Annotated in this window: 11 protein-coding genes; 6 read left to right on the forward strand and 5 right to left on the reverse strand. The window is 72.8% G+C overall.

Annotation, left to right across the window (positions count from 1 at the left end; translation table 11 throughout):
- Positions 1–24: 24 nt before the first annotated feature.
- A complete protein-coding gene (locus AC067J_RS20750) occupies positions 25–498 on the forward strand; it encodes a DUF3093 family protein (RefSeq protein ID WP_478301204.1) in 474 nt (157 codons plus the stop codon).
- A gap of 560 nt (positions 499–1,058) precedes the next feature.
- Here the strand turns inward: AC067J_RS20750 and AC067J_RS20755 are convergent.
- The 3 genes from AC067J_RS20755 to AC067J_RS20765 form a co-directional block, all read right to left on the reverse strand.
- A complete protein-coding gene (locus AC067J_RS20755; RefSeq protein WP_478301206.1) occupies positions 1,059–1,520 on the reverse strand; it encodes a hypothetical protein in 462 nt (153 codons plus the stop codon).
- A 141-nt stretch (positions 1,521–1,661) separates the two neighbouring features.
- On the reverse strand, positions 1,662–2,408 hold the full coding sequence (locus AC067J_RS20760; RefSeq protein WP_478301208.1) for a phosphotransferase family protein: 747 nt from the start codon (positions 2,406–2,408) through the stop codon (positions 1,662–1,664).
- Positions 2,409–3,272: 864 nt separating this feature from the next.
- Positions 3,273–3,974 carry a MerR family transcriptional regulator gene (locus AC067J_RS20765; protein ID WP_478301210.1) on the reverse strand — a complete coding sequence of 234 codons (702 nt, stop codon included), beginning with the start codon at positions 3,972–3,974 and terminating at the stop codon, positions 3,273–3,275.
- 98 nt (positions 3,975–4,072) lie between these two features.
- Between AC067J_RS20765 and AC067J_RS20770 the strand changes: the two genes are divergently transcribed.
- The 3 genes from AC067J_RS20770 to AC067J_RS20780 all read left to right on the forward strand — a co-directional run bounded on the left by AC067J_RS20770 (position 4,073) and on the right by AC067J_RS20780 (position 6,774).
- A complete protein-coding gene (locus AC067J_RS20770; RefSeq protein WP_478301212.1) occupies positions 4,073–4,582 on the forward strand; it encodes a DUF4188 domain-containing protein in 510 nt (169 codons plus the stop codon).
- A 210-nt stretch (positions 4,583–4,792) separates the two neighbouring features.
- Positions 4,793–5,623 (forward strand): inositol monophosphatase family protein, encoded by an 831-nt coding sequence (locus AC067J_RS20775; protein ID WP_478301214.1) that lies wholly within the window; start codon positions 4,793–4,795, stop codon positions 5,621–5,623.
- A gap of 860 nt (positions 5,624–6,483) precedes the next feature.
- Positions 6,484–6,774 (forward strand): DUF2695 domain-containing protein, encoded by a 291-nt coding sequence (locus tag AC067J_RS20780; protein ID WP_478301216.1) that lies wholly within the window; start codon positions 6,484–6,486, stop codon positions 6,772–6,774.
- A gap of 224 nt (positions 6,775–6,998) precedes the next feature.
- Here the strand turns inward: AC067J_RS20780 and AC067J_RS20785 are convergent, their stop codons facing one another.
- Complete coding sequence (locus AC067J_RS20785; RefSeq protein ID WP_478301218.1) at positions 6,999–7,553, reverse strand: TetR/AcrR family transcriptional regulator; 555 nt, start codon at positions 7,551–7,553, stop codon at positions 6,999–7,001.
- Positions 7,550–7,912: a DUF1304 domain-containing protein gene (locus AC067J_RS20790; RefSeq protein ID WP_478301220.1), complete on the reverse strand. Its 363-nt coding sequence runs from the start codon at positions 7,910–7,912 to the stop codon at positions 7,550–7,552. Before AC067J_RS20790 ends, AC067J_RS20785 begins: the two co-directional genes overlap by 4 nt.
- 239 nt (positions 7,913–8,151) lie before the next feature.
- Between AC067J_RS20790 and AC067J_RS20795 the strand changes: the two genes are divergently transcribed.
- Together AC067J_RS20795 and AC067J_RS20800 are read left to right on the forward strand one after the other, a co-directional pair.
- Positions 8,152–9,708: a glycoside hydrolase family 64 protein gene (locus tag AC067J_RS20795; RefSeq protein WP_478301222.1), complete on the forward strand. Its 1,557-nt coding sequence runs from the start codon at positions 8,152–8,154 to the stop codon at positions 9,706–9,708.
- Between the two features lie 253 nt (positions 9,709–9,961).
- A complete protein-coding gene (locus AC067J_RS20800) occupies positions 9,962–11,452 on the forward strand; it encodes a carbohydrate-binding protein (protein ID WP_478301224.1) in 1,491 nt (496 codons plus the stop codon).
- The last annotated feature ends 78 nt before the right edge of the window (positions 11,453–11,530 follow it).

The following is an 11,530-nucleotide window of genomic DNA, read 5'->3' on the forward strand; positions in this document are numbered from 1 at the left end:
TGAGGTCGTGACAGCATCCGGGGTGTGGTGATCTACGACGAACGTCTCTCCGTCCCGAGGCGCTGGTGGCTGACCGTCCTGGTGGCCGCCGCCGCCCTCGCGGCCGCCCTGCTCCCGCTCGGCGCGCCGGCCGCGGCCGCCGCCGCGGCCCTCCTGCTGACCATGGCGGCCTCGGTGCTGTGCTGGTACGGCGCCGCCCGGATCCGGATCTGCGACGGCGTCCTCGTGGCCGGTCCGATCGTGCTGCGAGGCGAGCACACCGGCGCGGTCGAGATCCTCGACGAGGCCGCCGCCTTCGCCTGGCGCACCCGCCTGGCCGGTCCGCGGGCACGCCTGCTCATCCGCACCTACCTGCCCCGCGCCGTCCGCGTCGAGGTCGCCGAGCCCGCCCTGCTCTGCTCGTACGTCTACCTCTCCACCCGCCGTCCGACCGCGCTCGCGGCGGCCCTCGCGGAGGCGCGCGACCGCTACGCCACCACGGCGGCCCTGCGCGGCTGACGGGATCCGGCCCGGCGGGGGCGGCCTGGCGGGGTCGGCTCGGCGGGTCGGCCCTGCTCGACGCGCCCGGCGGGTGCGCCTCAGACGGCCCTCGGTTGCCGCGATGAGCAGCGGACGTCCGAGCCTCCTCGGGCGGTCGACCGCACCCCATGGCTCCTACGATTCGAGTCATGGCTCGTTCTGACGATGTGCAGCCCGCGTTCTGGGACGCCGGCAGCAACTGTGGGGTGTAGCAGCCGCTGACCGACCAGGCTGTGCGGGACGCCGAGCGATTGCTCGATGTCACGCTCCCGGCCGCGCTGCTTGATCTGTTGCGCGTTCAGAACGGAGGCCGGGTGACAGACGCTTGGAACGCTTCGTCGAGGGCCTCACTTCCGCCGGCGACTTCGACTGAAGCGCCACCGGGACACATTCGGCTGACCTCGCGAACCGGGCAGATCCCGCCCACGTCACGGCAGGGCGAACGCCGCCTGATGCGGCACTGGACAACCGCCGCACCTGCCAGGAACCCCGCCGTGTCACCCGCCCGGCCCGGGGCAGTCTCCTCACATACCCTCAAGTCACATACCCTCAAGCCGTTCATGGAGGTCCTCGGCGAATCGCGTCCGATAGACGCCGTGGACGATGGCCCCGGGAGACTGGTAGCCCCTGTGCTCAGGGTTCGAGACAACCCCGTCCCACGGCGCCACGCCTTCTGGAAGCAGCGGAGCGCGGCCCAGATACATCCGAGCGACTTCTTCCAGCCGTCGTTCTCCCGCAATCACCGAGCTCCACAGCCCGTAGCCCTGCCCGACCACCCACATGCACAGATCCTCGGTGCTGTCCTCGGACCAGACGTCCCCGTCCACGCTCACGCCTTCCGAGAAGTCGGCGAGCGATTCCGCCGCGGACTCGTATGCGAGCGCGAAGGCTTCAAGCACCTCCCGCGAGTGGGACTCCAACCACAGCTCCAGGGCGGACAGACGCGGTCGTGTCGTTTCCAGGACCTCCCAGAACCAATCGGAAGCATGATCCGGTCCCATCGCGGCTCCCGTGTCGACGGCTGCGGTACTCGCCCGACCGTACAGCGCGGTGGAGTTCCCCGGACACGCCCGGGCCTCATCGTCGGCGAACGGCGCTGACCATCTGCACAGGCACCGGTCTGTCGTCGGGCCCGCGCCGCCTCACATCCGGGACCTCAGCACGTCGACCTCGCATCCCGGCGCGAACGGGTCGAAGCCGTGCTCGATCAGCCAGCGAACCACCAGCAGGCTCCGCAGCGACCACCACGCGTGGATCACGTCGAGGTCGATGTCGGTGCCGTAGCCGGCGAGGACGTCGCCGAGGTGCTCCTCGTGTCCGAGCGTGAAGGTGGCGAGGTCGTACAGGGCATCGCCCTGGCCCGCCTCGGACCAGTCGATGATGCCCGTGACCTCGTCGCCGTCGACGAAGACGTGCGCGATCTGCAGGTCGCCGTGCGTGAACGCCGCAGTCCACGGTCGGAGCGCGGCCTGGGCGACCTGGCGGTTGCGGGTGACCAGGTCGGCGGGCAGGAGGCCGTTCGTCACGAGCAACTCGCACTCGTGGTCGAGTTCCGCCGCCAGCGTGACGGTGCTCCGGCCGGCCTGGCCCGGCCAGGGCGGCAGCGGGGCGTCGTGCAGCTTCCGGATGGCGGCGCCCGCCGCGGCCCACGCCGCCGCCGACCCGGTCGACGGCCCGCCGAGGCGCCCGAGCGTCGTCCCCGGGATCGCGGCGATCGCGAGCACGGGCGGCTTGCGCCACAGGACCTCGGGGGTCGGAACCGGCGCGAGGGACATCGCCTCGACCTCGACGTCGATGCGCGCCTGATCGGCGTCCACCTTCAGGAACACGTCGCCGACGCGCAGGGTGGCGCGCTCGGAATGGGCGACGACGAGTTTGACCTCATCCATGGGCGACCAGTATCCCGGGGACGGTCGCCGACGTCGCCAGGTTTATCGCGCGCGATCACGCGGCTGACCACGTCCCGCTATGCGGCGGCCCCGGTTGTCGAGCGACTAGTTGACCAGACCGCCTGCGGCCGACCCAGGAACCACCGCGCCCGACGGGGCCCGCCAGGGCTGTCGGCGTGCCGTGCTTGGATACGGCCTTGCCCCGAGCGTGGAAGGAAGAGAACTTGACGCGCACGACACCACCGCGGCCTCTGGACATCACTACAGGGTTTCCGGAACTCGCCGGCCTGGCCAGGACAACCACCCGCCTGCACCCGACTCCCGGAGCGCCGACCGTCCACGACAGTTCGGTGGGCGGTCCCCTGCTGTGGCCGGTGGACGAACCCTGGCCGGAGAATGAGCCGGGGTGTCCGCCGGTCAGGCCGGTGCAGAGGCCGGCAGACGTCCACCAGGTGCGGGCCCTGCTGACCCAGGCGTGGGTGCGGCTACACCCTGCAGGTCTACAGCTGCGTCAGCACGCCCTCGCACCTGCCGCGCACGATCATGCAGTAGCCCGGGCCAAGGCACCCCGAATGGCGACTCCCACCGTGATGAGGATCCGCCGGACTCAAAGAGCAGTGTCGGTGGTCGTACAGTTCGGATCTACCGAAATTCCTGTGATCGGCCCCGCGTTCACCGGGCCGAGCGCCGTGTTGTCACACGGCACGTAGCACTGGAAGTGCGGGGGCTCGGCCGCACCCGCCCGTCCTGACACCCGCCGGCCCCGCCGTTCGCCGGCCCTGCCGACCGTCGGTCCCGCCGTCCGCCGGCCTCGGCTGCCCGCCCCGGCACCCGCCGGCCCTGCCGGCCGTGGACCGTGTTGCCTCAGCGGTCCTCCGGCGCACCGGCGCCTACGGGGTGCTCGGCGGCCGGGCGGTCGCTGCCACCCCCTGTCCCCGCCGAGCCGAACCTGACCGCCGAGACCTCGGCGTGTCCGATCCGCCGCAGGGCCAGGAGGACCGGTTCGTTGAGCACGGTGAGGGCGACCATGGCCTCCAGCTGCTCCTCGGCGGGGTAGCCGGCCAGCACGTCGAGCTCGAACTCGGTGAGGGGGGCGACGGCGGCCGCGTACGGGCGCAGCCGGGTGATGTCGCAGGGGTGGCCGAGCCGTTCGAGCGCGGTGACGGCGTCGACCAGGTTCCAGTACAGCGGTGAGTCCTGGCACTCGCTCCAGCCGGTCTCGGCCAGCAGCTCGTCGACGGCGGCGCGGGCCGCGGTGCCGGGTTCGGGCCTCTCCTCCTGGTCCGGGCGGCCGCTGAACAGGGCCTCCTGGGCGGCGCCGAACCGCTGGTGCTGGTCGAGCGTGTCGTCCTCGGCGGCGCGGATGACCTCCTTGGTGGCCGCGATGCTCATCCCGCCCACCTGGACGAGGGCGCGGACCAGTCGGAGCCGGCGCAGGTGGGCCTCGGTGTACTCGGAGCGGGAGGCGGTCACCCGGTCGCCGGCGGGCAACAGGCCCTCGCGCAGGTAGTACTTGATCGTCGCGGTCGGCACGCCGCTGCGGGCACTGAGGTCGGACAGCCGCATGGCGGGCTTTCCTTTCGGACGGGCTGGACACCCCGGAGGGATAGTGTCACTATCTTAATAGGGATAGCGACACTATCCATGAACCTCAGGGGTGAGTCATGGCACCAACTACCCTTTCACGCGGGCGAACCACCGATGCCCACGACGGCGACGTCGTCGTCTTCCTGATCGGCATGCGCGTCAACCGCTGGCGCGCCGTGCGCCAGTGGTGGCCCGCGTTCAAGGCGATGCCGGCCATGCTGCGGGAGCTCGCGACCGACCCGGACTCGGGCATGGCGGGCTTCCGGGTCGTGGTCGGCGGCGGCCTGCGCGAGATCACGGTGATCCAGTACTGGCGGGACGCGGACCGGCTGATCGCCTACGCCTCGGCGACCGACCGCAACCACCGGCCCGCCTGGCAGGCGTTCAACCGCCGCGCCCGCGCCGCCTCGGCCGCCGAGATCCCGGCGGCGGGGATCTGGCACGAGACCTTCCACGTGCCCGCCGGCCGGCACGAGTCCATCTACGTCGGAATGCCGGACTTCGGGCTCGGTGCGGCGTTCGGCACGCAGCCCGTGGCGAAGCGCGGCGACACCGCCGCACAGCGGCTTGCCCGCCAGGCGGGCTGACCACGGCGGCCCGGGCGGGATCCGGGCGGGGCGGGATCATGGGCGGGGCGGGGAGGGGTGGGATCGTGGCGGGTCGGTGTCCGCGCCGGGCGGGCCGGCTCCCTCCCTTCGGCCCGCGCCCTCCGCTCCCTCCCGTTGGAGCCCTGTCCTCCCTGGTCAGCCGTCCGTTCGGTCGGCGGAGCCCCTTCGGAGATGTGGTCTGATGGTGCGATGATCGACGAACGCTTTGCCGCAGAGTGCCTGACCCCCGTCGAGGAGGTGGTCCGGCAGGCGGCCGCCGCCGAGATCATGCCGCACTTCCGGACGCTCGCCGCCGACCAGGTGGCCGAGAAGAAGGGCCCGCACGACCTGGTGACCATCGCCGACCGGCGCGCCGAGGCGTACCTGTCCGCGGCCCTGACGGCGCTGCTCCCGGGCTCGGTGGTGGTGGGGGAGGAGGGCGTCGACGCGGACCCCGACCTCTACCAGGCCCTGAGCGGCGACGACCCGGTCTGGATCATCGACCCGATCGACGGCACCCGGACCTTCGTCCGCGGCGGGGAGGGGTTCTGCACCCTGGTCGCCCTCGCCCACCAGGGCGAGGTGCTGGCCTCCTGGACGTACGCGCCGGCACGCGACGAAATGGCGACGGCGCTCCGGGGCGGCGGCGCCCGGTTCGACGGCGTTCCGCTCCACGCCGGATCCCCCGAACCCGGTGCACCGCTGGAGATCGCCGCCTCGCACCCGTCCTACACCACGCCCGAGCTGAAGCACTCCCTGCTCGGGCTGCGCACCGCCGGGGTGACCACCAGGCCGTGTGCCGGATCGGCCGGTCTCGAATACCTGGCCATCGCCCGCGGCCGCCTCGACGCCACCGCATTCTGCTGGGAGAGCGCCTGGGACCACGCGGCCGGCCTGCTCCTGGTCGCCGAGGCCGGTGGCGCCCACACCACCGTTGCGGGCGTCCCCTTCCGCCTCGCCGGCGGCAACACCCTCCCGTTCACCGCCGCCCGGGACGCCGGGACCGCCGAACGCGTGCGCAGGCTCCTCGCCGCCGAGTGACCCACCCGTACCTCCCGCGGTGCCGAGTGGCCCACCCGCACCCCCGCACGCCCGCGCCGGACACGGTGTGCGGGGGAGTGCCTCCGCCGGGGGAGTGCTCGAACCGTCGCCTGGCTCCACCGGTTCGAACGCCTCCGCAACCGCTACGAACGCCGAGCCGACCTCCACCAAGGGCTGCTCGAACTCGCCTGCAGCGTCATCTGCTTGCGCAGACTCCGCAAAGGGTTCCCCGAAGTGATCAGCACGGCCGTACCGGACTCGTTAGGAGCCCCGGAACGGAGAACTCGGCAGCCAGGAATTCAGCCTCCGCCGGCGTGACCCGCAGGCCTGGGCCCAGGAGGTCACGCAGCATTCCGGCGGTCTCGGCAACCGTCCCACCGTAGGTCTGGCCGAGGGTACGAAGGACATGGGCCCGGGCGGGTTGCTGGGCGACAACGCTGAGCACAACGCCTCCCGTGGCCCGCAGGACAGCATCCCGGAGCCACTCCGGCCCTATTCCCTCGAAGCCCTCGTCCGAGCACTCGTGGCAAATCCGGCTGTCCCTCCAGTAGAGCCGTCCGGCCCGGACGACCTGCTCCGGCACGCTCGTGGAGGGGCGTCCGCAGTACCAGCAACAGCCCGGATCGACCCTACTCATGCTCGGCAGCACCCCTGGGTGTGAGGGCGTAGGGCCTGGAGAGAGTTCGGTCCGACGTCACGACTGCGGCGTCAGGAACCGGATTCACGGTCACCGCCGCATTCTGACGGAGCAGCCCAGGCGGTCGCCACCCCGTTTACCGGGGCCGCCGACCAAGCCGGCACTCCGAAACGGTCAGTTAGGGTTGGGGCAGCGGTTGGTCCACGAAAAGCAGGGTGTGGGGATGTCCTCGGAGTGGGATCGCCGGCGGATGCTGCGCGACGCCTACAAGGCGGAGCGCAAGCGTGATGAGTGGGACCGGCTCGGCATCGACCGCGGACAGCTCGACGATCTCCTCGACCACGTCGAGGAGTGCCTCGCGGATACCGGCTGCGATCACACGCTGAGGTACTCCCGGGCCTGGGCCGGCGACAGGTCGGTGGCGTGGTCCGAGCTGGAAGCGGGCCTCCTGGCCGGCGGCGCAGGCTGCGACTGCGAGGTGCTCCTGAACGCCGACCCGGACGAAAGAGTCTGATTTCCGCGTTCTCGACGGTGCTCGCCGCCGGGCGAACGCCTGGATCCACGGCTTCCGACGCCCTCCGGTCCGCCGGGACGTCCGCGACGACATCCACGCCCCGCAGGGCCCTCCCCTCCGGTCTCCCCTCCGGTCTCCCCTTCGGTCTCCCCGTCGGTCTCCCCGTCGGCCCCGCCGCCGCGCCCTCCGAAGACGCGCGACACCGAGGCGGGCGGCCTGCGGGGTCAGCCGAACGGGGTCCGATGCAGTGAGATCAGCAGGCGCCAGCTGCGGGCGGCGAGCTCCTCGGAGGTGGCCGGCACGAGGCCGTGCAGCCAGTCCGCCAGCAGTGCGGTGAACGTCGCGGCGACGGCGGTGGCCACCAGGTCGGGGTGCGGCGCGCCGGCCAGGGTCCGCTCGGTGCGGCTGCGCTCGCGCAGTTCGCGGTGCAGGACCTCGCCCAGGGGGCCGGCGCCGCCGGGCAGCAGCAGCGAGCGGTGGACGGCCGCGTGCTGTTCCACCTCGGCCAGGAACGCGGTCAGCGCGGCCGGCGGTGCGGCCGGGTCGGGGATGCCCCGCCAGGCGTGGAGCGCGTCGACGCCGTTGCGGGCGACCTCGGCGCAGGCGTCCACGGCGAGGGCCTGGAGATCCTCGTAGTGGACGTAGAAGGTGGCCCTTCCGACGGCCGCGCGACGGACCACGGCGGCCACGCTGACCTCCGCGAGCGGACGTTCGGCGCACTCGGCGAGCAGCGCGGCGCGGAGCCTGGCCCGGGTGCGGTCGGTGCGCGCGTCGCTCATCGGGCGGCCAGTACGGCGGCGAGCGCGAGGGCGCCGGGCAGGGCCTGGGCGAACAGGATCCGGCGGTTGGCGGTCGCCGCGCCGTAGAGGCCTGCCACCACGACGCAGGACAGGAAGAAGACCTGGACACGGAAGCCGGTGGGGTCGTCCGCGATCAGTCCCCAGACCAGGCCGGCAGCCAGGAATCCGTTGTACAGGCCCTGGTTGGCGGCCAGGGGGGCGGTGGCCTTCGCCATCTCCGCGTCGAAGCCCGAGAGGCCGCGTCCGGGCGCGCGCTCCCAGAGGAACATCTCCAGCACCAGGATGTAGCAGTGCAGCGCGGCCACCAGGCCCACCAGTGTGTTCGCGACGATTCCCATGACCGGGCTCCTTCTGGACGGTTGTCCATCAATCATAGACACATGTCCAGGAGTGGCTTCACGCCCATGTACTTCAAGAGATGAAGTCCCCTGATGGGTATGGAAGTTCTTTGCTTCACCTCTTGACCGGAGTCTGCCAAGGCGGGACAGTGTGGCGACCGCTGAGAGCGCTCTCAGCCCGCCTCGCCCCCGTTCCTCTCGCCCGCCGCGCCCCCACCGCGCCGAGGGAAGGCACCCCCATGACGGAACCAGTCCCCGCCCCCGCACCGCCGCCCGCCGGGCACCACCCGGCCCGCCGCCACGCCGGGCCCCGCCGCAGCCTGCCGGTCGCCCTGCTCACCGTGCTCGCCCTCCTGCTCGCCGGGTTCTGGACGGCGGCGGGCGCGCGGGCGGCGGCCGACTACACCCAGTCGGCGACCACCGCCGGCCCCGGATCGGTCCGGTTCACCTTCACCCCGACCACGCCCACCGCCCTCGTCGACGTCCACTACCGGCCGAGCACGGGCGGCCAGCAGGACTTCCGGATGACCCGCAGCGCGGAGAGCTGGCAGAAGACCGCCGACGGCCTGGCCGCAGGCTCCACCCTGGAGTACTGGTTCACCTACGAGAAGGCCGGCCCGCTCCACGACACGCCGCACTTCACCGTCACCGTGGGCCCCTCCGCCCCGGGCGGGCCCGGCGGTGGCGGCGGCCCCGGAACCTTCCCCCTGACCTTCGTGAACAACACCCGGGGCGCCTACCCGGACTCCCAGGTCTACGTGACGGTGCTGGGCATGGTCACCCCGGGCCAGTGGTCCTACCTGAGGCCCGACGGCTCGACCGCGCACATCGACCACCGCGACGCGGCGGCGCCCGGCCACCTGACCAAGAACGGCGTCGCCTACCCGAACATGTCCTTCACCCTGGACCGGGCGCGCAGCGTTCCCTCGCCCGCCTCGATCCGCGGCGGCCGGATCTACGTCTCGCTCGGCTCGCCGCTGTTCATCCCGGTCTCGCCCGACGACCAGGGCTGGGGCGGTCCCGATCCGCGCAACCCCGCCGACCCCAACAACGACGTCTACTACGACTGGTACGAGTACACCTACGTCCACGGCGAGGTCGCGTTCGGCGGCAACACCACCCAGGTCGACGGCTTCGGCCTCCCGCTGACCGCCCGGCTGCAGCAGACGTCGAGCGGCTACGACACCACGGCCGGCATCACCCGCACCCGTGCCGAGGTGATGGCGGGCTACGCCGCCGCCGTCGGCCCCGCCTTCCGCCCGCTGCAGGGCGCGTACCGGATCGTCGCGCCGCGCTCGTCCGGCCTGTTCCTGGCCGGCGGGGCGCAGCAGGCGTACCTCCAGCCGGTCATCGACCGTTTCTGGTCCGCCTTCAGCACCGGGCAGTTCACCCTCACCCGGCTCGGCGAGACCTTCGCCGGACGGGTCGGCGGCGACACCCTGACCTTCACCAAGAACGGGGCCGGGCCGTTCCGCCTGGCCAAGCCCACCTCGCCGGACGTGATGGCCTGTGCGGGCGCGCTGGCCAGCGGCAACGACACCGAGAAGCAGCTCGGCGCCGAGCTGTGCGCGGCGTTCCACCGCGGCGTCGCGCTCACGCCGGCCGACTGGTACCGGCCGGCGGCCTACTACCGCAGCGGTGCGGCCGGGAACGACTACGCCGCCTACCTGCACGGCGTCAGCCTCGGCGGCCGCTCCTACGCCTTCCCGTACGACGACGTCAACGACCAGTCGTCGGTGCAGATCCTGGGCAACGCCGATCCGCCCGCCGGCCTGACCCTCGGTGTCGGCTGGTGAACCCGAGCCGGCGGACGGGAGCTGCACTCCCGTCCGCCGCACCTCCCCGGCGCCGGGGGCACCGCACCACCCGGCGCACCGGGCCGACCTGACCCGTCGGCCCGGCCCGGCCCACCCGAACGGTCCGGCCCACCCGAACGGTCCGAGCGACCCGGCCGGGCCGGCCCACCCGGCCCATCCGATACACCCGACCCATCCGATCCACCCGAAGCGCACCACCCCCACGTCCGCCCACCCACGGAGGTGCACCACCGTGTCCGGAAACACCACGCCCGACGCCGCCGAGGCCAGAGCCGCCGCCACCCGTCGACGGCGCCCCCGCAGGGCGCCGGCCACCGTCCTGGCCGCCGCCGGCGCGGCCGCCGCACTCTGCGCCGCACTGCTCGGCTCCACCGCCACGGCCGTCGTTCCGCCCGCCCCGGCAGGCTGGACCACCGTCTGGAGCGACGACTTCGGCGGAGCCGCCGGCACGCTGCCCTCGGCCGCGGACTGGATCGTCGACACCGGCACCAGCTACCCGGGCGGCGCCGCCAACTGGGGCACCGGCGAGGTCCAGAGCTACACCGCGGACACCGCCAACCTGCGCCAGGACGGCGCCGGGAACCTGCGCATCACCCCGATCCGGGACGCCGCCGGCAACTGGACCTCCGGGCGGATCGAGACCCGGCGCAGCGACTTCGAGCCGCCGGCCGGCGGCAAGCTGCGGATCGAGGCCCGGATCCAGATGCCGAACGTGACCGGCGCGGCCGCCGACGGCTACTGGCCGGCCTTCTGGACGCTGGGCGCGCCGTACCGCGGCAACTACTGGAACTGGCCGTCCATCGGCGAGTTCGACCTGATGGAGAACGTGAACGGAGTCAACCAAGTCTGGGGCACCCTGCACTGCGGCGGCAACCCGGGCGGTCCGTGCAACGAGACCTCCGGGCTCGGCGCCGTGCACGCCTGCCCGGGCTCGGCGTGCCAGGGCAACTTCCACACCTACGCGATGGAGTGGGACCGCAGCGTCAGTCCGCAGCAACTGCGCTGGTACGTCGACGGTGTGCAGTTCCACTCCGTCACCTCGGCACAGATGGACGCGGCCACCTGGAACGCCGCCACGGCGCACGGGCACTTCATCCTGCTGAACGTGGCGATGGGCGGCGCCTTCCCCGACCCGGTGGCCGGGCACCGGACGCCCACCACCGCCACCGTCTCCGGCGTCCCGATGCTGGTCGACTACGTGGCGGTCCACCGCACCGGTGGCACGACCACGCAGCCACCGACCACCCCGCCGACCACCACCCCGCCGACCACGACGCAGCCGCCGACCACCTCGCCGCCCGGCGGGACCGGCAGCGCGTACGCCACCATCCAGGCCGAGGCCTACGGGGACCAGTCGGGGACGGCGGTGGAGACCACCACCGACACCGGGGGCGGTCGGAACCTCGCCGCCCTGGCCGACGGGGACTGGGCGCTGTACCGGGGCGTCGACTTCGGCGGCACCGCGGCCCGGCAGTTCAAGGCGCGGGTGGCCTCGGGCGCGGCCGGCGGGGTGAGCGGGCTGGTGGAGGTCCGGCTGGACAGCCCGAGCAGCGCCCCGGTCGGGTCGTTCGCCGTGGCCGACACCGGGGGCTGGCAGAGCTGGACCACGGTGCCGGCCAACATCAGTGCGGTCACCGGTCGACACGACGTCTACCTGACCTTCACCAGCGGCCAGCCGGCCGACTTCGTCAACGTCAACTGGTTCACCTTCAGCACGACGTGACACGGGAAGCCACACGGGAAAGCACACGGGCAACCGTGCGGCGGCGGCAGGCGGTCACGGCCTGCCGCCGCCGCGGCG

This window comes from Kitasatospora sp. NPDC042419 (assembly GCF_056437345.1).